This window comes from Flavobacterium johnsoniae (assembly GCF_030388325.1).
Lineage (GTDB): Bacteria > Bacteroidota > Bacteroidia > Flavobacteriales > Flavobacteriaceae > Flavobacterium > Flavobacterium johnsoniae_C.
Genome location: NZ_CP103794.1, coordinates 103,525 through 125,150, shown reverse-complemented (window position 1 = coordinate 125,150; position 21,626 = coordinate 103,525). Strand labels below are relative to the sequence as shown.

The window sequence follows — 21,626 nt, the reverse complement described above, 5'->3', positions numbered from 1 at the left end:
TTTTTTTACATCGTTATGTGAGACACTTTTATGCTAAAAAATCACTTACTTTGTAAATATGAATTGGACTCGATATATAAAAGATTATCAGTCGTATTTGAGGATAGAAAGAGGCTTGTCTAAAAATACGATTGAAAACTACGGCTTCGATATCGAGCGTTTGTGTCTTTTTTTAGAAAACAATAAAATAGATGTTTCTCCAATAAAAATTACCGTCGAAACTTTGCAGCAATTTATTTATGCTGTTGCCAAAGAAGTAAACCCAAGATCTCAGGCAAGAATTATTTCTGGATTAAAAAGTTTTTTTAATTATCTGGTTTTTGAAGATTATAGAAATGATAATCCGCTTGAATTAATAGAAGCGCCAAAAACAGGGCGAAAATTGCCAGATACTTTGTCTCTTCAAGAAATTGATGCGCTAATTGAAAGTATAGATTTAAGTACAAATGAAGGCGAACGCAATCGCGCAATGTTAGAAACTTTATATGGTTGCGGACTTCGTGTTTCAGAATTAATTACGCTTAAGATTTCCGATTTATTTTTTGACGAAGGATTTATTAAAATTACCGGAAAAGGAAATAAAGAACGATTTGTTCCGATTGGTCCTTTAACGCAAAAATATATCGATCTTTACAGAAATGAAATTCGTGTTCATCTAAATATTAAAAAGGGTGCTGAAGATACTTTGTTCTTAAATAGACGAGGAAATCAGCTGACACGCGCCATGATATTTACTATAATTAAAGATCTTGCGCAGAAAATTTCACTAAAAAAAAGTATAAGCCCCCATACTTTGCGTCATTCTTTTGCTACACATTTGTTAGAAAACGGAGCAGATTTACGATCTATTCAATTAATGCTCGGACATGAATCAATCACAACGACAGAGATTTATGTTCATTTAGATCGAAGTTTTTTAAAAGAAGTAATGCATACTTTTCATCCCAGAAAATAATTTTTAGCAATTTTATATGTAATATTGCAAAAATTAATATATTGTGTTAAAATTTTGTTGTAATAAAAACAAAAGGATAAAAAGTTGTGATTTTTCTCTTTGTTTTAAAAGAAAATTCTAAATATTTTATTTACATAAAAAAGTATTATATGGTTTTTGATTTATATGGGAATGACGACTGCTTGGAGGTAAATAATTTTTATAAAAAATTGTTGGCCGAAATGCCTGACTTACTTTTTCAATTTGTTATTGATGCTGGCAATAATTATTCATTTCCCCTTGTGAGTAAATCAGCCGATGAAATATTTGAACTTACCGCTGCAGACTTTACCAATGATATAAAATTTGTTATTTATGATCGAATTTTACCGCAAGATCGCGAGTTGTTTTTTCAATCTTTAGTAACAGCTAGAAAAGAGATTAAACCTTGGGATATTGAGTTTAGAGCGGTTCTTCCTAAAAAGGGAATTCGTTGGTTTAAAATTTCGTCTAAAACAGAGTCGGCGTTAGATGGACAGGTTATTTTTTACGGACATGTTTCAGATATTACAGATTTAAAAGACAAGGAAGAAAAGCTCCGTATTTCTGAGGAGCGTTTTCAGTTTGCTCTTGATGCATCTACAGCAGGTGTTTGGGATTGGGATATGGTTACAAACAGTGTTTTTTATTCTTCTTTATCTCTTAAGATTTTAGAATTAGAATCGACTGATATCTTTGATGATCCAGAGCGTTGGGATAAAATTGTGCATCCAGACGATTTGCCAAAATATTATTCGGATATTCAGGAGCATTTTGATAATAAGATTCCGTATTACGAAAATTACCATCGCGTAATGACTTCGAGTGGAAATTATAAATGGATTTTGGATCGCGGAAAAGTAATAAAACGTGATGAAAATGGAAAGCCTTTGCGAGTAATTGGAACACATACAGATGTTTCTGCTCAAAAAGAAAAAGAGCTTGAACTGATAAAAACAATGAAATTATACAGCGACCAAAACAGTCGTTTGTTGAATTTCTCACATATTGTTTCGCATAATTTAAACACGCAGGCAGGAAATATAAAATCAATTCTGGATTTTATTGATGCCGATGTAGACAAGCAAACTGTGGCAGAAATGCTAGAACATTTAAGAACTGTTTCAAACGATTTGAATGAAACAATTTCTAATTTGACTCAAATTGTAAAAACGCAAAGTAATATTAATATTGCTGTTGTTCCGTTAATGCTTTGCGAATATATCGAAAAGACTATTTCGACAATTAAAGGTTATGATAAACAGCGTAAAGTAACTATTGTAAACAATGTGCCGAAGTATTTGACGGTTAATTTTAATCCGGCTTATATGGAAAGTGTTTTGTTGAATTTTACAACAAATGCAATAAAATATGCACATCCAGATAGAGATCCGATTATTATTTTCGATTTTGCAATCGAATCAGAAGGATTTAAATCGCTTAAGATTACAGATAATGGTCTAGGAATCGATTTGAAGACGTATGGCGAATTGTTATTCGGAATGTACAAAACGTTTCATAAACATGAAGAAGCTCGCGGAATTGGGCTTTATATTACCAGAAATCAAATTGAAGCGATGAAAGGGACTGTTTTAGTAGAAAGTGAAGTAGGAGTAGGGACAAGCTTTAAAATCGTTTTTAATGATATGTAAAAACTTGAAATAGTATACAAAAAGAAAAAGGCTGTCAATCGACAGCCTTTCTTGTTTATTTATATCCTGATTATTTAGCAATATTAACAGCTCTAGTTTCTCTAATAACTGTAACTTTTACTTGACCAGGGTAAGTCATTTCTGTTTGAATTTTTTGTGAAATTTCAAAAGATAAGTTTGCTGCATTGTCATCAGAAACTTTTTCGCTTTCTACAATTACACGAAGTTCTCTACCAGCTTGAATTGCGTAGGCATTTTTAACACCGCTGAATCCGTAAGCTACATCTTCTAGATCTTTCAAACGCTGAATGTAAGAATCTAAAACCTGACGTCTTGCTCCAGGTCTTGCTCCAGAAATAGCATCACAAACCTGAATAATTGGAGAAAGTAATGATTTCATTTCGATCTCGTCGTGGTGCGCTCCAATAGCGTTACAGACTTCTTCTTTTTCACCATATTTTTCAGCCCATTGCATACCTAAAAGTGCGTGTGGTAAATCACTTTCTGTATCTGGCACTTTTCCAATATCGTGTAGTAAACCTGCTCTTTTAGCTAATTTTACATTCAATCCTAATTCTGCAGCCATGATACCGCAAAGTTTAGAAACTTCTCTTGAGTGCTGTAATAAGTTTTGTCCGTAAGAAGAACGGTATTTCATTCTACCCACAACTTTAATCAATTCTGGGTGTAAACCGTGAATTCCTAAGTCGATAACAGTACGTTTTCCAACTTCGATAATTTCGTCGTCAATTTGTTTGGCTGTTTTAGCAACAACTTCTTCAATTCTTGCAGGGTGAATACGTCCGTCTGTTACTAATTTGTGTAAAGACAAACGAGCAATTTCTCTACGAACAGGATCAAAACAAGAAAGAATAATCGCTTCTGGTGTGTCATCAACAATGATTTCAACTCCAGTTGCAGCTTCCAAAGCTCTAATGTTACGTCCTTCACGACCGATAATTCTACCTTTTACATCATCAGATTCGATGTTGAAAACAGATACACAGTTTTCAACAGCTTCTTCCGTTCCAACTCTTTGGATTGTATTGATGATGATTTTTTTAGCTTCTTGCTGTGCAGTCAATTTTGCCTCTTCAATAGTTTCTTGAATATGAGACATTGCTTTGGTTTTAGCTTCCGCTTTTAAACCTTCAACCAATTGCTCTTTTGCTTCTTCAGCAGAAAGTCCAGAAATTACTTCTAATTGCTGTAATTGACTTTTATGAAGTTTGTCAACTTCAGCTTGTTTTTTGTCTAAAACTTCAATTTTATTGTTGTATTCAGCCGTTTTAGCTTCAAAGTCGTCATTAACTTTTTTAGCTTTAGAAAGTTCATTAGAAACTTGAGATTCTTTATCGCGCACGCGTTTTTCTACTTCGGCAACTTTTTTGTCTCTTGCTAAAATAACTTGTTCGTGTTCTGATTTAAGTTCGATAAAACGTTCTTTTGCTTGAAGAATTTTATCTTTTTTAATATTTTCTGCTTCTAAATTAGCATCTTTTAAGATTGAAGCTGCTTCTTTTTTAGCGTTTTTGATTAGGTTTGAAATATTACTTTTCTCGATAATTTTAGCTATTGCGAATCCTGCTGCAATACCTACAATACCAATAATGATCGTTATGATGTCCATGTTTGTTAGGGTTTATATATAAAAAAAGCCTACATTAATTGCTTGTATAAACTCGTAAAGACAAGTTTTGAGCTAACTCACTGTTCAAGTTTCCCAGCCAAAAGGAGGGCATACTATAGTAGCGACGATTTGCTCATTCTAAATTGTTAGTGTTGAGTTTACCAATTGTGAACTAATGTAGGCAGTATCTTAGTTTCTGTAAAGAACGTTTAATTTTCGAGATATTGATCTAAAAGCAGGTTTAATTTTTTAATTCTCTCGATAGTATCTTCTCCATCGATTGCGTTATCAATTTGTTTTTGTTCCACTTGCGATGCGAATTGCAAAGCGCACATGGCTAATACATCTTGTTTGTCACGAACTGCATAATTTTCTTCGAATTGCTTTATCATGGCATCAATTTTTTTAGAAGCACTTCTAAGTCCTTCTTCTTGAGCGGGTTCAACCGTTAGCGGGTAAACGCGATCTGCAATTGATATTTTTATTTTAAGCTTTCCGTCCATATTATTAATCTGATAATTGTGCTATACAGTAATCAATTTCGCGAATTAATGAATTTATTTTAAGCTTAGTCTCTCTCTTGTTATTGTCGCTGCCAAGCAACGAATTGGCGATCTTAAGTGTTTCTTGTTGCTTTTTCAAAGCTTCTATTTCCTCAGATTGTTTCTGGATAATTTGCGCAGCTTTGGCTAATTCTAATCGTAATACTTGATTGTTTTTCTCCAAACCTTTTGATTTTTCAAAAAGCTTTTCGACTTTATATTCAAGAGTATCAATTATTTCGGCAATTACACTCATTATACATCCTATTCATTACTTAATCCTACAAAGTTAATATTCCTTTTTATTAATGCAATTTTTTATCGATTTTTTTGCATTAAAATAGATAAATAGATGTATTTCAATTAATTGTGTTTTTGTATCTTTTTTCTTGCTTTTATTGGCTTATTTTTGCTTATCTTAGCAAAAATGTTGTTTATGAGATTCTATTTACTTGCCCTTTTAATTTGTAATTCTGTATTTGCCCAAACGCAATATCCTAAAGATTATTTCCGACCTCCGCTTGATATTCCAATGCAACTTTCCGGTAATTTTGGAGAGCTTAGACCCAATCATTTTCATGCTGGTTTTGATTTAAAAACCAACCAGAGAGAAGGTTTAAGTGTACATGCGATTGCCGATGGTTATGTTTCTAGAATTAAAATTTCGACTTTTGGAAACGGAAAATGTATTTACATTACGCATCCAAATGGTTATACTTCTGTTTACGGACATTTGCAAACTCCAGTTGGAGCCATTCTCGATTATGTAAAAGCGACTCATTACAAAGAAAAAGCATATGAAATCGAAATGTTTCCAAAACCTGGAGAACTTCCTGTTACAAAAGGAGATATAATTGGACTTTCAGGAAATACAGGTTCTTCAGAAGGACCGCACCTTCATTTTGAAATCCGCGATACTAAAACGGAATTTGTTATCAATCCGATTTTCTTTGGTTTTGACCAAAATATAAAAGATACTAAAAAACCAACTTTGTCTAGTTTGTATGTTTATCCGTTAGATAATGGGACGGTAAATCAGTCTAAACAGCCATTGCTTGTTAATATGACGCTGCAAAAAGACGGAACTTATCTTGCAAGTAAAGTTAAAACAAACGGAAAAATTGGTTTCGGAATTAATGCTACTGATACTGATAATGTTTCTTTTAATAAAAATGGTGTTTTTAATGTTTCTACTTTTTTAAACGGAAATCAAAATTATAATTATCAGTTTAATACGTATTCTTTTGATGAAATGCGTTATATCAATGCTTTTATAGATTATTCGAGATACAAAAAAACGAGTCAGCGTGTGCAGAAACTTTTTATGAAAACACCTTTCGCGTTAAGCATCATAAAAACAGATTCTTTACGCGGAATTGTAAAAGCAGAACCAAATTTGACGTCTAACTATAAAATTGAGGTTTCAGATTATTTCGGAAATTTAAATTCAATTACAGTTCCAATTGAATATGATAGCGCTACAACACTTGTTCAGCCTGAGCCTGTTACTTCTAAATATTTTGTGAGATATAACAAAGATGCTAATTTTGAGAAAGGAAATATGTCGGTCTTCTTTCCGGCTGGAACTTTCTATGAAGATTTCAATATGAATTTTGATGTCAGAAATAATAAAATTTATATTCATGACGATACCGTTCCTGCTCATTCCAATTTTACGATTACAATAAAAGACACGATTTATCCAGAATCTTTGCGAGATAAACTTTATATCGGAAAAGGCACAAGCTACAACGGAACGATTAGAAAAGGGAATGTTTTTACTGCAAAAGCAAAAATCTTAGGTACATACGGTTTGGTTTTAGATACTATTCCGCCTGTAATAAAAATTGCTAAGCCGATTGAAGGAAAATGGATTAGCGACCAGAAGAAAATTGATTTTACAATTGGTGATTCATTATCTGGAATAAAATCTTATAACGGATATTTAAATGGAAGCTGGGTTTTGTTTGAATATGAAAATAAAGCAAGAAGAATTACACATACTTTTGATCCGCAATATTTGGTTGAAGGTGAAAACTTTTTAAAAATTGAAGTAGTAGATAATGTAGGAAATACTACTATCTTTGAAACTCATTTTTTTTAGAAGTCAAAAATAAAATCCAAATCTTTGAATAACAATAGGTTTATATTCGCTTTTCTTTTTTTATTTTTTAGCTGTGTTGCTTTGGCTCAAAACGCTCGTGTAAAAGGAGTGATTTTAGACGCAGATAAACATGTGGTTCCAAGTGTAAATATTGCTTCGCAAGGAAATGTTGTGCAATCAGATTCAAATGGTTTTTTTGAAATCATCGTTCCAGCAAATAAAAAAGTTTCGCTGATATTTACCCATGTTTCTTTGAAAATGATCAGTTTGACGGTTAATCTGAAAACTAATGAAGTTTTTGTTTTTAATCCGATTATGAATAATTCTCAAGAACAAATGGGAGAAGTTTTTGTTTCTTCTAAAAATAGAAAACGAGTTCAGGGAATTGCGACAATTGATACCGAAACGATAAAAAAGATTCCAGGTGCAAATGCGGGAATTGAAAACATTCTGAAAACACTTCCGGGCGTAAATTCAAACAACGAATTGAGTACGCAATATATGGTTCGCGGCGGAAATTTTGATGAAAATTTAGTTTATGTAAATGAAGTCGAAGTCTATCGTCCGTTTTTAATTCGTTCGGGACAGCAAGAAGGTTTGAGTTTTACCAATACAGATTTAGTTCAGAATGTAGATTTTTCGGCAGGTGGATTTCAAGCAAAATTCGGAGATAAATTGTCTTCAGTTTTAGATATTACTTATAGAAAACCAACTCAGTTTGGCGCTTCTTTTGAAGCTAGTCTTTTAGGAGGAAGTGCTTCTGTTGATTTGGTTTCTAAAAATAAAAAATGGTCTGCCGTAACGGGAGTTCGTTACCGAAATAATAGTTTGCTTGTTAATAGTCAGGATACTGAGACGAATTATACACCGACTTTTGCCGATATTCAAACGAATATTAATTATGATATTTCTTCAAAATGGCAAATGAGTTTTTTGGGAAATATTTCTCAAAATAAATATTTATACGAGCCTTTGGTTCGCCAGACAAAATTCGGAACTGTTGATCAGCCAATGGCGCTTGCGGTTTATTATGACGGTCAAGAAAAAGATCAATATGATACTTATTTCGGCGCTTTAAAAACTACTTTCAAAGCTTCTCCAACATTGACTTTAAAATTAATTGGTTCTTTATTTCATACGAAAGAAAAAGAACATTTCGATATTTTGGCGCAATATCGTTTAGGAAATGTTGATACAGAAGATCCCACAAATAGTTCAGTAATTGATTTTACTCGCGGAATCGGTTCTCAATTAAATCATGCAAGAAATGATCTTGATGCTTTAATTGCTAATATCGAATTGAAAGGAACAAAAGAATGGAAAGAAAGCCAATTAGAATTTGGTTTAAAATATACCAGAGAATCGATAAGAGATAGAATTGTAGAATGGGAAATGATTGATTCTGCTGGATTTTCTATAAATCCGCCGATAATTACTTTGCCTCAAAATAATCAGCCATATACGCCTTACACGGGACCGCTTTTGCCGTATAATGATATTCGTGCGACAAATTTTAATACCATAAATCGTTTTTCAGGTTACGCGCAATGGAATAAACAATCTGAAATTGGTTCTAGCCAAATTTGGTATCATTTAGGAGCGCGTTTTCAAGGTTGGAATGTTGAAGGCGCTTTGGAAGAAGGAAAAACACAATTTGTGGTAAGTCCGCGTGGGCAATTTGCTATAAAACCCGATTGGGATCGGGATATGGTTTTCAGAATTTCGGGAGGATTGTATCACCAACCTCCATTTTATAGAGAACTTCGAGATTTAGAAGGTGTTGTGAATCAAAATGTTAAAGCACAGGAAGCAATTCATGTTGTTTTAGGAAATGACTATAATTTTAAAATGTGGAACCGCCCATTTAAATGGGTTACCGAGATTTATTATAAATCACTTTCAGACGTAAATGTGTATTCGATTGATAATGTCCGAATTCGCTACGTTGCCAATAATAACGCAAAAGCCTACGCGCAAGGTCTTGATTTTAGATTGAATGGCGAGTTTGTGCCGGGTACAGAATCTTGGGTAAGTTTTGGCTATTTGAAAACCGAAGAAAATTACGAAAACAAAGGATATATTGCGCGTCCGACAGATCAGCGTTTGAAATTTGCAATGCTTTTTCAGGATTATATGCCGAATATTCCGAGTGTAAAAGTCTATTTAAATTTAGTTTATAATACTGGTTTGCCTGGAGGTGCGCCTTCGTACACAGATCCTTATTTGTATCAAAATAGATTGAATGACTACAGACGGGCTGACATCGGTTTTGCCAAAGTTTTTGTAGACAGTAATACGCAGAATACAAAAAAAGGTTGGCTGAAAAACTTTAAAGAATTGGCGGTTGGTTTAGAGATTTTTAATCTTTTTAATAATCAAAATGCTATTACAAATACTTGGGTTCGCGATGTGTATTCTAAAAATCAATACGCGATTCCGAATTATATGACTTCAAGAGTTTTTAACGTTAAGATTAATGCGAGGTTATGATTGAAAAACGTGAAAAAAGGAAAAAGATTTTTTACGTTCCAGGAATGATTTCTTTGGTTTTGATTCCTTTGTTTTGTGTTTTTTATTTTTATCAATCAGGCGCATTTAAGGTTTATAGTTATGTAGATTTGTCTCTTCCGAATAAAGAAGATTTTGAAAATTATAAAATTGGAGAATTAAGAAAATATAAGGCATTTTATTTCAATAATCAGAAATCAAAAGAAGAACAAAAGCTAAGAGAATTGCGACTTTTTGCTCGTAGTTTAGTTAAAAGTTTTGATACCATTAATGGAGCTAAAGTTTATTTAGGACCAAAAACAGATTATGATACTTTTGTTGGTATATTGAATATTATAAATGAAGAGAAAGTCCCGACTTGGGCTTTATTTGAAGATAATATTTATGTAATTGCAAGTGCTAAACCAAATCCTAATACAAAACGTCCATTTTTTTGTGGAACAGCAGAATATTCTTTAAGGAATTCGCGTTTAATGGAAGAAGAAAATCGAAAGAAAGAACTTCTTATTTTTCAAAAAGCATTTTTAAAACAGCAATGGCTTATTTTTTTAGGCTATTTCGGTATTGTTTTAATTAGCATCTTTACTTTAGTAAAATTCAATAAAAACAAAAAATACAATCAAAAATAGTATATTTGATAATCGTATATAATCCGTGTAGATGAAAAAGTATTTTAAATATATCGCCCTAGTTGTTGTCGGAACTGTAATTAGCTGCCGAGAAGAAGTTAAAAAGCCAAAAGTAAGTTATGATGTTTCGAATAAAGTAAGTATTACGAAAGCAGATTCATCGCAAATCGAAATCGCAGATTTGCCAATTCAAATGGAAGGAACAAATTATTTAATTCATCCAGTTGGAGATTTGCGAGTTTACGAAAGAGGTACGAAAGCACGTTACGGATCATCTAGTGTAAACGATGTAAGTTTTACAATTTCTAATTTGGGTGAATACGAAATAACAGGCTATTTGCAGAATCTAAAGTTTCAAGCTGTCGATTCAGATTCTATTCGTCCTTTATCAGATAAGCCAATTTTGATTTTAACGGCAACTTATTTAAAACCCGTTGCAGATAAAACACAGAATAAAGTTATGGTTTATACTCTGACGGATTCTGATACTAATAAAGACGGAAAAATTGACACGAGCGATATTAAAACTTTATATCTAAGTGATATCAGCGGAGAAAACTTTACTAAAGTTTCTGCCGATTTAGAAGAATTGGTAGATTGGAGTTTGATTGAATCTAAAAACCGTTTGTATTTTAGAACAATCGAAGACACGAATCAAAATGGTCAGTTTGATAAAAACGACGTGCTTCACTACAATTATATTGACTTAGCTTCTAAAAAATGGGAAGTGAAAGCTTATAAGCCTATTTAAAGGTACTAAGGGGCTAAGATTCTGAGGCGCTAAGTTCTCTTTTTTTAGCCACAGATTAAAATATTTAAAAATATTATAAAATTAAAAGCCTGCTAAAATATAATTTTTAGCAGGCTTTTAATTTTATACCAAAGATTGGAAAACCTTAGCACCTCAGAACCTTAGCCTCTTAGCGCCTTCTAAATCAAAATATCACTTTCTAAATCTGATTTTTCAATTTCGAAACCAAAATCTAAGCGTTCAACTAATTCTATTACCAGTTTTTTATACCAGTTTTCAGATTTTGGGTGAATGTATATTTTTTCAATTAATTGATTGATGTCTACATTGATTTTTAGTCCGTCATTTAGTTTAATATCACTTTTAGAGGTGTCGGTAAGAATGCGCACTTCACGCTCATATTGAAAGCTTTTCCTTTTGAATAGAAATGGAAAAAACAAATCATCAAACGGAATGTATTCTTTTCTGTAATCGATGTAATTTACTTCGCCAATATATTGGTCAAAATTATTTTCAGGTTTTAAAGCTTTCTGCAATCTTCCAATTGTAGACTGAATGGCTAGTCCTTCGCTATTTTGAGTAAATATCTGCCACATGGCAAACGATTCATATTCGTTAATATGCCAGCTGCTTATAGCGACTTGTTCGCGTTGTGTTTTATAGTGTCTTAAAAAGTCTGGATTATCAATTGCTAACTTTTTAATCTCTTCATAAGTCGGTTCGCTAAAAGTGCCTTCGTATTGATCTTCAAATTTATCAGAACGCGACATGAATAGTTTCTTAGAAAGCAACAAATCCAGAAATTTAGATAAGTCAAGGTATTTCCAAACTATTGTGTTGGGATCTTCGGGCAGTGTAATGTTGGGGTTGTTAAGATACATTTTGAGGTAATTAAATGATTTATTCTTTAACGAACCTAAAGTTATAAAAATAAACACAGATTAAAGAAATTAAACTGAGTTTTAATATTTCCTTAATCTGTGTATAGATTTAGTTTGGATATGTTTTTACGATTCTAAAGACTGCATCGTTACCAATTTATTGTAAGTTCCGTTTTTAACAATTAACTCTTCGTGAGTTCCTTGCTCAACAATTTTTCCTTTTTGCATTACCACAATCAAATCTGCTTTTTGGATAGTCGAAAGTCGGTGAGCAATTACAATTGAAGTTCTATTTTGCATCATGTTTTCAAGGGCAACCTGAACAAATTTTTCACTTTCTGTGTCCAATGCCGAAGTTGCTTCGTCTAAAATCATAATCGGCGGGTTTTTCAATACTGCACGAGCAATTGATAAACGTTGCTTTTGTCCGCCAGAAATTTTGCTTCCGCTGTCTCCGATATTGGTGTAGATTCCTTTTGGCAGATCTTTTACAAACTCGTAAGCATTGGCAATTTTAAGGGCTTCGATAATTTCGTCATCGGTTGCGTCAAGTTTTCCTAATGCAACGTTTGCTTTAATGGTATCGTTGAATAAAATAATATCCTGTGTAACCAACGCCATTAAATCTCTAAGCGAGTGCAGAGTCAAGTCTTTGATGTTAATTCCATCAATAGAAATTATTCCTTCGTTTACATCGTAAAAACGAGTTAATAAATTTGCAATTGTACTTTTTCCGCTTCCAGATTGACCAACCAAAGCGACTGTTTGTCCTTTTTTAATTTGAAGAGAAAAGTCTTTTAGAACACTAGTTTCTTCATATTTAAAGGTGATATTTTGAATATTGATTTCGCTGTCAAAAGAAGTTTTTTCAATTGCATTTTCTTTATCTGTAATTGTGTTTTCTTGTTCTAGAACTTCTAAAACACGTTCTGCCGCAGCGTTACCTCTTTTTACTCCGTAAGAAGCTTTAGAAATTGCTTTTGCTGGAGTTAAGATATTATAGGCTAAAGACATATATCCGATGAAAGATGCTGGATCCAATGATTTATCAATTAAAACCATTTGTCCTCCAAACCACAATAAAACAGTAATAACCAAAATCCCCATAAATTCGCTTGCTGGAGATGCAAGATTCTGTCTGTTTCCGATATTATTAGATAATTTGAAGAATCGTTCTGTAGAGTTTTGAAAAACACTATTGAAATAGTTTTCAGAATTATATCCTTTAACCACTTTTAATCCGCCAATTGTTTCTTCAATTGTAGATAAAAAAGTTCCTTGTTCTTGTTGCGCTTTAGTAGATTGTTTTTTTAATTGTTTTCCAATTAAAGAAATTAAATAACCTGAAATAGGAATAAAAATAAAAACGAAAATAGTCAGTTTAACACTGATGTAAAGCATTGCGCAAACCGTAAAAATTATAGTCAATGGCTCTTTTACGATAAGTTCCAGAATAGCTAGAAAAGAAGTTTGAACTTCATTAATGTCTCCAGATATTCTTGAAATAACGTCGCCTTTTCTTTTTTCAGAATAAAATGCCAAAGGAAGTTCAAGTGTTTTCTTGTACATCGCATTTCGCATGTCTCTCAAAATTCCATTTCGCAAGAAATTGATAAAAAACATTGCAAGATAATCGCATAAGTTTTTTAATAAAAAGATGCTGATAATACCAGCGACCATTATACCTAGAGTATGTCCAGATCCGTATGTGTCGGTTGTAGTTGTAATGAAATAGCTCAAAGAATTTTGTGCGTATGTTTGGATTTCGCTTATTCCAGTGTATACAGGTTTTATAGTATTTCTTTTGGTTTGATCAAATAAAACTTGAATCATTGGAATTAATGATACAAAAGAAAGTGTGCTAAAAAGTGCATACAGAACATTAAAGAAAATGTTTAAGAATGCGTATTTTTTATATGGATATATAAAAGGAACTATTTTTTTAAAATTACTCATTTATTTTTTTGATGTTGTTTTCTTTTTGTTTTGATGGCTTTTCTAATATTTAACTATTTGATAAAGCAATTTTCAATGCACAAAATTAATCCAATTGAGGACTTTTCAATTTCTTTTTGCTTTTTTTTATAAAAAAAACTCTGACTTGCATTTCTAGAATGTAAATCAGAGTTTATTATAATATGTTGAAGATTTAATTCAATTGCATATCCGCAATAATATTCTTGATTTTATCATCTAAGAATTTTTCTGCTTCGTCAAACTCTGAAACAGATTCTATTGCAGCATTTACGCTGATATAGAATTTAATTTTTGGTTCAGTTCCGCTAGGTCTTGCACAGATTTTAGATCCGTCTTCAGTGTAATAAATCAAAACGTTAGATTTTGGAATATCCATTGACGTTTCTTCATTTGTCAATAAGTTCAAAGCTTTAGATGATTGATAATCTTCAACCATAATAACTCTTTGTCCATTAATTTCTTTCAAAGGATTTTCACGTAAATTAATCATCATCTGATTGATTTCTTCTAAACCTTCCATACCTTTTTTAGTTAAAGAAACTAAGAATTCTTTATAGAAGCCATTTTCAACATAAAGTTGCAAAAGTTCTTTGTAAACTGAGCTTCCGGCAGCTTTTGCCTGTGCAGCAACTTCGCATATTAATAGAGTAGCGGCAACGGCATCTTTATCTCTAACGGCATCACCAACCATAAATCCGAAACTTTCTTCACCGCCACCGATAAATTCAAGTTCAGGGAAATCTACGATCATTTTTGCAATCCATTTAAAACCAGTCAATCCAACTTTGCATTCAACACCATAATTTGATGCTAATTCCATCATCATTGGAGTAGAAACAATTGTTGAACCTACAAATTGTTTTCCGTTAATTTTACCTGCTTTTTTCCATTGTTTCAATAAGAAAGAAGTCATTAAAACCATAGTTTGGTTTCCGTTTAGCAAAATCATTTTGCCGTCGTTGTTACGAACAGCAACTCCTAAACGGTCGCAATCAGGATCTGTACCTACTACGATGTCAGAATCTGTTTTGTCTGCCAAAGCCAAAGCCATTGTTAAAGCTTCTGGTTCTTCTGGATTTGGAGATTTTACAGTTGGGAAATTTCCGTCTGGAACAGCTTGTTCAGGTACAATATGAACATTTTTGTAGCCAGCTTGCGCTAATACGTCTGGAACTGATTTTATAGAAGTTCCGTGCAATGAAGTAAAAACAATTTGAAGATTGTCTTTAGCCTCGGCAGGAGTATTAAAACTTGCGTTTTCGATTGAAGATTTTACAAATTCTTTGTCAATTTCAGTATCAATATATTGAATTAAACTTTCGTTAGCATTGAATTTGATTTTGTCGTAGCTTAAACTTTCGATTACATTGACAATTTCTTTGTCTTGAGGAGGAACAATTTGGCCTCCATCTTGCCAGTAAACTTTGTATCCGTTATATTCTGGCGGATTGTGAGATGCTGTTAAAACAATTCCGCATTGGCATTTTAAATATTTAAGAGCAAAAGATAATTCTGGAGTTGGTCTTAAGTCTGAAAACAAATAAACCTGAATTCCATTTGCAGAGAAAACATCAGCAACAGTTTTTGCCAAAGTGTTGCTGTTATGACGGCAATCGTAAGCAATAACTACTTTTAAAGGTTCGTTTGGAAAAACTCTATGCAGGTAATCTGATAATCCTTGAGTATTTTTTCCAAGTGTGTATTTGTTGATTCTATTGTTTCCAACGCCCATAACGCCACGCATACCGCCAGTACCAAACTCTAGGTTTTTGTAAAAACTTTCTTCAAGTTCTTTCGGTGAAGTGGTCATTAATTCTTTTACTGCTGCCTGCGTTTCTTGATCAAACGTCGGTGTCAGCCATTCGTTTACTGCGTTTAAAATATTAGGTGCAATGTTCATGTAAATGTTCTTTTATATTTTAAAATAAAGATAGTTTTTCTTCAAAGGTTAATTTGACGCAAAAAGATTTTTTTTTCCTGATTTGTATCAAAAATTCACTTCGCGTGCTACTTTGTATCTTTCTTCATTGTTTTTGGTTCTTAAAATAATCTCGCCTAAAAATCCAGCTAAGAAAAGCTGAGTTCCTAAAATCATTGTTGTTAAAGCGATATAAAACCACGGATTATTTGTAACCAAAGTATATTTCATTCCATTATACATATGGTATAATTTTGAAACTCCAATATACCCAGCAGACAAAAATCCGATAATAAACATGATAGAACCCATTGCTCCAAATAAGTGCATAGGTCTTTTTCCGAATCTTGATAAAAACCAGATAGTAATTAAATCTAGAAATCCGTTTATAAAACGTTCCATTCCAAATTTAGTTTCGCCGTATTTTCTAGCTTGGTGAATAACTACTTTTTCGCCAATCTTTCCGAATCCAGCATTTTTAGCCAAGACAGGGATATATCGGTGCATTTCGCCAGAAACTTCGATGTTTTTAACTACAACATTTTTATACGCTTTTAATCCGCAGTTAAAATCGTTTAATTCTACGCCAGAAGTTTTTCTAGCTGCCCAATTAAATAATTTTGAAGGAAGATTTTTTGCTACGACAGAATCATAACGCTTTTTTTTCCATCCAGAAACCAAATCGTATTTCTGAGCTGTAATCATTTCGTATAATTCCGGAATTTCATCTGGACTGTCTTGCAAATCGGCATCCATCGTAATAATTACATCGCCTTTTGCTTTTGCAAAACCAGCGTGTAAAGCTTGAGATTTCCCAAAGTTTTTCATAAAACGAATGCCTTTTACATTCGGATTTTCGTTAGAAAAACCTTCAATAATCTGCCAAGAATTATCTGTACTGCCATCATCTACAAAAATGATTTCATAAGAGTAATTGTTAGATTGCATCACTTTAATAATCCATGTGTAGAGTTCTTTAAGTGATTCCTCCTCGTTTAGAAGCGGTATAAGTATAGATAAATTCATTTATGTTTTTTATTCTTGTGTAGATTTGCTTTTGAAAAATGCTGCGAAAATTAATCCGAAAATAGCACTGATAACGATAGCGAAAACAGATCCTTTTAATAATTCAAAAGTAGAGTATGGGCTGCTTTCTTTCATTTTAGCAATAGCTTCGTTAATTGCCGAAGCTGGCGTACCAAATTTCTGCATCATACTTATTGTGTATTTGATCATAATTTCGTTTAGGGTGTCTTTTGCTCCCGGATCAATAACATTAAATAATACTATGTTAAAAGTTGTAGAAATTAAAATACCAATTACTGCAGCTATAAAATAGGTAGTAAAAGCATCTTTGAAAGTAAAAACGCCATTTAATTCTCTCTTGGTTTTAGAAAGTAAAATAATACTAATTGTAAGGCTTATTACGATTCCTATAATTCCCATCCACCAAGCTGTAAACAGGTTTAAATCAATTGCATAGATTGTAGCGGTCACCAAAGCTGATGCAACTCCGATCATTATGCCATACGTAACTCCATTCTTTTTTATAACTTCATTAATCATATTTTTATATGTTTTAAAATTAATCCACAAATATAGTAATTCCCACTATATACGGATATAAAAAAAGCTTTTCGAAATAAACTAAAAAAAAATAGGCTAACTGTTTGTTTATTAAAAAAGAATTGTAAATTTGCACACTCAAAAATAATTAAAATTTTAAACAAAAAAGAGCATTGTTTGTTTATACCTTTTTCTAACCATGAAAAAGCTTCAAAATGAAAGTGCTTTAAACAATAAATAAAAAGAAAAGATGAAAAAAGGAGTTCACCCAGAAAATTACAGATTAGTTGCATTTAAAGACATGTCTAATGATGACGTTTTTATCACTAAATCTACTGCAGATACAAAAGAAACAATTGAAGTTGACGGAGTTGAGTATCCAGTTGTAAAAATGGAGATTTCTAGAACATCTCACCCTTTTTATACTGGTAAATCTAAACTTATCGATACTGCAGGACGTATTGATAAATTCAAAACTAAATACGCTAAACACGCTAAAAAATAATAGCTGTTTTAAATTATACAAAAGCCTTCCACTTCGGGAGGCTTTTTTTATGCATTAATTTTATTGTAAAAAAAGAAAAGAGCCTGATTTTAAATATAGTCCGTGTTTTCAATCACGTGGAACGTATGTTTGATAAGCGGTGTATGGTGTTCCAGCGCTTGAAATCGATGGCTATGTTTTCTTCTTCGAAGAGAAAAATGCGTTAATTTATGGTTATAAGAAAAAACATATTTTAATGTAACGCATAAATATTTGTAACTTTGGGGCTAGGTAACCAAATCAATTTTTAATAAACACTCAAATATTTATGAACTACATTCTTTTCGACGGTCCCGTTCGGAATGCTTTATTACCATTTACTTTTACAAGGCCTGTGGCTGATATTTTGGTTGGAATTATGACTATTCGTCAAAAATGGGAAAGACGTTTAGGATCTACAATTACTACTATCACCGAGGAATATTTGTCTGAAAAATTTCCGATGGTTGAAATGGAAGAAAATGTGATGATCAATGCAGCGTATTTGCCAAATGATACTCTTGCAGAGATGGTTTCTAATCTGACAGAAAATCAAGCCATTTTTAAAGGTGAAGATGTAATTGCATTTTTTGCAAGCGAAAATCAGGAAGAAGTCGATTTTGATTCTTACGAAATTATTCATTACAACGACAATTGTATTACGATTGAGCATACTTGGGATATTTTCTCTAAAAATGATGCGGCAATCCGTCAGGATTTTGCTTATTTAACCGAAGACAGAAAATCGCAACCAATTCCTAAAAGTGTAAATGTAATTGCGCCAGAAAATATTTTTATCGAAGAAGGTGCAAAATTAGAGTTTGTAACTCTAAATGCATCAAACGGTCCTATATATATAGGTAAGAATACTGAAATAATGGAAGGAACTGTAATTCGCGGGCCTTTTGCTTTATGTGAAAATGCAATGGTAAAAATGTCTGCTAAGGTTTATGGGGCAACAACTGTCGGTCCTGGATCTCGAATTGGCGGCGAAGTAAAAAATTCAGTTCTTTTTGCTAATTCAAATAAAGGGCATGAAGGATTTTTAGGTGATTCTGTTTTAGGTGAATGGTGTAATATTGGAGCAGATTCTAATAATTCGAACCTAAAAAACAATTACGAAGAAGTTAAATTATGGAGCTATGAAACAGAAGGTTTTGCAAAAACTGGACTTCAGTTTTGTGGTTTAATGATGGGAGATCATAGTAAATGCGGAATCAATACGATGTTTAATACAGGAACCGTTGTTGGCGTAAGTGCTAATATTTTCGGTTCTGGATTTCCTAGAAACTTTGTTCCGAGTTTCTCTTGGGGCGGTGCTGCAGGATTTACAACTTATGTAACCAAAAAAGCTTTTGAAACGGCTAGATTAGTTATGAGTCGAAGAAATATTGAATTCGATGCAACTGAACAAGCTATTATGGAGCACATTTTTGAAGAAACTAAAAAATGGAGAAAAGATTAATTAGATAATTAGTCAATTTGAAAATTAGATAATTATTGCAAACTCGACAGGTTTTTAAAACCTGTTGGGTTTATTTTTTTTTGCCAAAGATTAAAAGGATTTTCACGGATTGTTATTTTTAAGCCTTGAAAAAAAATCTTTTTAATCCTTTAATCTGTGGCTAATATTATTTGTCAATCTTAATAAAATCTTCTTTTAAGTTGAATTTCAATTCTAAACCGTTACTAAGTTTTGTCTCGTAACCTGAACTTTCAATTTCTATTTTGGTAACTTTTTCTTTAGGGAAATTTATTTTGATGTAAGAAGCAATTTTTTTAGGAATAATAGATTTTGGAATTCTGGAATTTTTGCCATCGACTTCTTTCCAGTTTCCTTTCTTGTCAAATTCAATTTCAAGCTGTTTGTCAAATTGAACGTTGTATTCTGTAGAAAGAAATTCTTTTTCTTCTAATATATAACTCGGTTTTTTCGATCCAAAATGAGTTTTTAAGAATGTTTGTGCGTTTGCTGGAAGCGCTTCTTTTTTAATTACAGTTTTTTGTGCATTTGCAGAAAGTCCAAATAGTAATCCTGCAATTAAATAAAAGGTTAGATTTAAGTTCGCTTTCATATTTGCTGATTTTTGAATTATTGTACAAGTTAATATTAAAATTTGGAAATAGAATATAATCAGTCAGGTTTCATTTTCTGCGGGTTTGAATAATTATCTAATCGTCACATTTTCAAATTAACAGATTCTCAAAATTATCTAATTTTCAAATTGGCACATTATCTAATTAAATCTATCTTTGCACCACAAAAAAAATGGGTAGTCAGCTTAACGATTAACCGATAAAACAAAATTCACAAAAACAAATGATTACAGTTAACGATATTTCGGTTCAGTTTGGTGGAACTACACTTTTTAGCGATGTTTCTTTTGCTATTAATGAAAATGATAAAATTGCCCTTATGGGTAAAAATGGTGCAGGAAAATCTACACTTTTAAAAATAATTGCTGGTGTAAATAAACCTTCAACTGGAAGTATTTCTGCTCCAAAAGAAGCTGTAATTGCTTATTTGCCACAACATTTGCTTACTGAAGATGGCGCAACTGTTATGGAAGAAGCATCTAAAGCTTTTAGTGAAGTTTTTAAAATGAAAGCTGAAATTGACGAAATCAATGAGCAATTAACTGTTCGTACGGATTACGAAAGTGACGAATACATGAAATTAATCGAAAGAGTTTCAGACTTAAGCGAAAAATTTTATGCTATCGAAGAAATAAATTACGAAGCTGAAGTTGAAAAAATATTAGTTGGTTTAGGTTTTGAACGTGAAGATTTTACGCGTCAGACTTCAGAATTTTCTGGAGGTTGGAGAATGCGTATCGAATTGGCTAAGATTTTATTGAGAAAACCAGATTTAATTTTGCTGGATGAGCCAACAAACCACATGGATATTGAAAGTATTCAATGGTTAGAAGATTTCTTGTTGAATCAAGCCAAGGCAGTTGTGGTTATTTCTCACGATAGAGCGTTTGTAGATAATATTACAAACCGTACTATTGAAGTTACAATGGGTAGAATCTATGATTATAAAGCAAAATACACTCATTATTTAGAATTGAGAAAAGATCGTCGTATTCACCAACAGAAAGCTTACGATGAACAGCAAAAAATGATTGCTGAAAACCGTGCTTTTATTGAGCGTTTTAAAGGAACTTTTTCAAAAACAGATGCAGTTCAATCTCGTGTAAAAATGCTTGAAAAATTAGAAATTGTTCAAGTTGATGAAGTAGATACATCTGCATTGCGTTTAAAATTCCCACCAGCGGCACGTTCTGGGCAATATCCTGTTGTTGTAAAAGAAATGTCTAAATCGTATGGTGATCATGTAGTTTTTAAAGATGCGAATATTGTAATCGAACGCGGTCAGAAAGTAGCATTTGTTGGAAAAAATGGTGAAGGTAAATCAACGATGATTAAAGCAATTATGAAAGAAATCGGCGTTGATTCTGGAAGTGTTGAAATCGGACATAATGCACAAATTGGATATTTCGCTCAAAATCAAGCAGCGTTATTAGATGAAAATGCAACTATTTTTGAAACTATTGACGGTATTGCGGTTGGAGATATTAGAACGCAGATAAAAAATATTTTAGGAGCTTTCATGTTTCAAGGAGACGATATTACTAAAAAAGTAAAAGTGCTTTCTGGAGGAGAAAAAACTCGTTTGGCAATGATCAAATTATTGTTAGAACCAGTTAACTTGTTGATTCTGGATGAGCCTTCGAACCACTTAGATATGAAAACTAAGGACATTATCAAAGATGCTTTACGTGATTTTGACGGAACTTTAATCTTGGTTTCTCACGACCGTGATTTCCTTGACGGATTAGCAACTAAAGTTTTTGAATTTGGAAACAAAAGAGTAAAAGAACATTTTGAAGATGTTGCAGGTTTCCTTGCTCATAAGAAAATGGATTCGATGAGAGAAATCGAAAAATAATTTTTGCATAAATATTT

Annotated in this window: 18 protein-coding genes; 9 read left to right on the top strand and 9 right to left on the bottom strand. The window is 32.4% G+C overall.

The window, feature by feature from the left end; translation table 11 throughout:
• Positions 1-58: 58 nt before the first annotated feature.
• Both xerD and NYQ10_RS00615 read left to right on the top strand, forming a co-directional pair.
• On the top strand, positions 59-955 hold the full coding sequence (gene xerD, locus NYQ10_RS00620; RefSeq protein WP_289878454.1) for a site-specific tyrosine recombinase XerD: 897 nt from the start codon (positions 59-61) through the stop codon (positions 953-955).
• Positions 956-1,176: 221 nt separating this feature from the next.
• Positions 1,177-2,625: a sensor histidine kinase gene (locus NYQ10_RS00615; protein ID WP_289878453.1), complete on the top strand. Its 1,449-nt coding sequence runs from the start codon at positions 1,177-1,179 to the stop codon at positions 2,623-2,625.
• 70 nt (positions 2,626-2,695) lie between these two features.
• On the opposite strand, the gene rny is transcribed toward NYQ10_RS00615, so the two are convergent.
• From rny to NYQ10_RS00600, 3 genes are all read right to left on the bottom strand, one after another.
• Positions 2,696-4,255: a ribonuclease Y gene (gene rny / locus NYQ10_RS00610; protein WP_091497308.1), complete on the bottom strand. Its 1,560-nt coding sequence runs from the start codon at positions 4,253-4,255 to the stop codon at positions 2,696-2,698.
• Between the two features lie 209 nt (positions 4,256-4,464).
• On the bottom strand, positions 4,465-4,758 hold the full coding sequence (locus NYQ10_RS00605) for a cell division protein ZapA (protein ID WP_095952165.1): 294 nt from the start codon (positions 4,756-4,758) through the stop codon (positions 4,465-4,467).
• 4 nt (positions 4,759-4,762) lie between these two features.
• Entirely contained in the window at positions 4,763-5,053 is a 291-nt protein-coding gene (locus tag NYQ10_RS00600) for a hypothetical protein (protein WP_229355455.1), read from the bottom strand.
• A 180-nt stretch (positions 5,054-5,233) separates the two neighbouring features.
• On the opposite strand from NYQ10_RS00600, the gene NYQ10_RS00595 reads away from it, so the two are divergent.
• From NYQ10_RS00595 to NYQ10_RS00580, 4 genes are read left to right on the top strand one after another with little or no spacing between them, the layout of a single operon-like run.
• The gene (locus NYQ10_RS00595; RefSeq protein WP_289878452.1) at positions 5,234-6,901 is read left to right on the top strand and encodes a M23 family metallopeptidase; all 1,668 of its coding nucleotides are present in this window, start codon (positions 5,234-5,236) and stop codon (positions 6,899-6,901) included.
• 24 nt (positions 6,902-6,925) lie between these two features.
• Positions 6,926-9,391 (top strand): TonB-dependent receptor, encoded by a 2,466-nt coding sequence (locus NYQ10_RS00590; protein ID WP_289878451.1) that lies wholly within the window; start codon positions 6,926-6,928, stop codon positions 9,389-9,391.
• Complete coding sequence (locus NYQ10_RS00585; RefSeq protein WP_289878450.1) at positions 9,388-10,038, top strand: hypothetical protein; 651 nt, start codon at positions 9,388-9,390, stop codon at positions 10,036-10,038. Before NYQ10_RS00590 ends, NYQ10_RS00585 begins: the two co-directional genes overlap by 4 nt.
• 31 nt (positions 10,039-10,069) lie before the next feature.
• The gene (locus tag NYQ10_RS00580) at positions 10,070-10,789 is read left to right on the top strand and encodes a hypothetical protein (RefSeq protein WP_289878449.1); all 720 of its coding nucleotides are present in this window, start codon (positions 10,070-10,072) and stop codon (positions 10,787-10,789) included.
• A gap of 179 nt (positions 10,790-10,968) precedes the next feature.
• Here the strand turns inward: NYQ10_RS00580 and NYQ10_RS00575 are convergent, their stop codons facing one another.
• From NYQ10_RS00575 to NYQ10_RS00555, 5 genes are all read right to left on the bottom strand, one after another.
• Positions 10,969-11,670 (bottom strand): DUF2971 domain-containing protein, encoded by a 702-nt coding sequence (locus NYQ10_RS00575; protein ID WP_276172320.1) that lies wholly within the window; start codon positions 11,668-11,670, stop codon positions 10,969-10,971.
• Positions 11,671-11,796: 126 nt separating this feature from the next.
• Complete coding sequence (locus NYQ10_RS00570; protein WP_289878448.1) at positions 11,797-13,626, bottom strand: ABC transporter ATP-binding protein; 1,830 nt, start codon at positions 13,624-13,626, stop codon at positions 11,797-11,799.
• Between the two features lie 193 nt (positions 13,627-13,819).
• Positions 13,820-15,547: a phospho-sugar mutase gene (locus tag NYQ10_RS00565; RefSeq protein ID WP_289878447.1), complete on the bottom strand. Its 1,728-nt coding sequence runs from the start codon at positions 15,545-15,547 to the stop codon at positions 13,820-13,822.
• A gap of 87 nt (positions 15,548-15,634) precedes the next feature.
• Positions 15,635-16,591 (bottom strand): glycosyltransferase family 2 protein, encoded by a 957-nt coding sequence (locus tag NYQ10_RS00560; protein ID WP_057117759.1) that lies wholly within the window; start codon positions 16,589-16,591, stop codon positions 15,635-15,637.
• A 9-nt stretch (positions 16,592-16,600) separates the two neighbouring features.
• Positions 16,601-17,131, bottom strand: coding sequence for a DUF4199 domain-containing protein (locus NYQ10_RS00555; protein WP_289878446.1), 531 nt, complete (start codon positions 17,129-17,131; stop codon positions 16,601-16,603).
• A gap of 250 nt (positions 17,132-17,381) precedes the next feature.
• On the opposite strand from NYQ10_RS00555, the gene NYQ10_RS00550 reads away from it, so the two are divergent.
• Both NYQ10_RS00550 and NYQ10_RS00545 read left to right on the top strand, forming a co-directional pair.
• Complete coding sequence (locus NYQ10_RS00550; protein WP_007804523.1) at positions 17,382-17,636, top strand: type B 50S ribosomal protein L31; 255 nt, start codon at positions 17,382-17,384, stop codon at positions 17,634-17,636.
• Between the two features lie 307 nt (positions 17,637-17,943).
• Positions 17,944-19,119, top strand: a complete 1,176-nt coding sequence (locus NYQ10_RS00545; protein WP_289878445.1) for a GlmU family protein — start codon at positions 17,944-17,946, stop codon at positions 19,117-19,119.
• A gap of 166 nt (positions 19,120-19,285) precedes the next feature.
• On the opposite strand, the gene NYQ10_RS00540 is transcribed toward NYQ10_RS00545, so the two are convergent.
• A complete protein-coding gene (locus NYQ10_RS00540) occupies positions 19,286-19,729 on the bottom strand; it encodes a PepSY-like domain-containing protein (protein ID WP_289878444.1) in 444 nt (147 codons plus the stop codon).
• 245 nt (positions 19,730-19,974) lie between these two features.
• Here NYQ10_RS00540 and abc-f point away from each other — a divergent pair, with 245 nt between their 5' ends.
• Entirely contained in the window at positions 19,975-21,609 is a 1,635-nt protein-coding gene (gene abc-f / locus NYQ10_RS00535) for a ribosomal protection-like ABC-F family protein (RefSeq protein ID WP_289878443.1), read from the top strand.
• The last annotated feature ends 17 nt before the right edge of the window (positions 21,610-21,626 follow it).

Coding starts and splice junctions, on each gene's coding strand:
- NYQ10_RS00585 (WP_289878450.1), top strand. CDS start 9,388: ATGATTGAAAAACGTGAAAAAAGGAAAAAGATTTTTTACGTTCCAGGA.
- rny (WP_091497308.1), bottom strand. CDS start 4,255: ATGGACATCATAACGATCATTATTGGTATTGTAGGTATTGCAGCAGGA.
- NYQ10_RS00540 (WP_289878444.1), bottom strand. CDS start 19,729: ATGAAAGCGAACTTAAATCTAACCTTTTATTTAATTGCAGGATTACTA.
- NYQ10_RS00550 (WP_007804523.1), top strand. CDS start 17,382: ATGAAAAAAGGAGTTCACCCAGAAAATTACAGATTAGTTGCATTTAAA.
- NYQ10_RS00570 (WP_289878448.1), bottom strand. CDS start 13,626: ATGAGTAATTTTAAAAAAATAGTTCCTTTTATATATCCATATAAAAAA.
- NYQ10_RS00545 (WP_289878445.1), top strand. CDS start 17,944: ATGAACTACATTCTTTTCGACGGTCCCGTTCGGAATGCTTTATTACCA.
- abc-f (WP_289878443.1), top strand. CDS start 19,975: ATGATTACAGTTAACGATATTTCGGTTCAGTTTGGTGGAACTACACTT.
- NYQ10_RS00565 (WP_289878447.1), bottom strand. CDS start 15,547: ATGAACATTGCACCTAATATTTTAAACGCAGTAAACGAATGGCTGACA.
- xerD (WP_289878454.1), top strand. CDS start 59: ATGAATTGGACTCGATATATAAAAGATTATCAGTCGTATTTGAGGATA.
- NYQ10_RS00560 (WP_057117759.1), bottom strand. CDS start 16,591: ATGAATTTATCTATACTTATACCGCTTCTAAACGAGGAGGAATCACTT.
- NYQ10_RS00575 (WP_276172320.1), bottom strand. CDS start 11,670: ATGTATCTTAACAACCCCAACATTACACTGCCCGAAGATCCCAACACA.
- NYQ10_RS00555 (WP_289878446.1), bottom strand. CDS start 17,131: ATGATTAATGAAGTTATAAAAAAGAATGGAGTTACGTATGGCATAATG.
- NYQ10_RS00595 (WP_289878452.1), top strand. CDS start 5,234: ATGAGATTCTATTTACTTGCCCTTTTAATTTGTAATTCTGTATTTGCC.
- NYQ10_RS00605 (WP_095952165.1), bottom strand. CDS start 4,758: ATGGACGGAAAGCTTAAAATAAAAATATCAATTGCAGATCGCGTTTAC.
- NYQ10_RS00580 (WP_289878449.1), top strand. CDS start 10,070: ATGAAAAAGTATTTTAAATATATCGCCCTAGTTGTTGTCGGAACTGTA.
- NYQ10_RS00615 (WP_289878453.1), top strand. CDS start 1,177: ATGCCTGACTTACTTTTTCAATTTGTTATTGATGCTGGCAATAATTAT.
- NYQ10_RS00600 (WP_229355455.1), bottom strand. CDS start 5,053: ATGAGTGTAATTGCCGAAATAATTGATACTCTTGAATATAAAGTCGAA.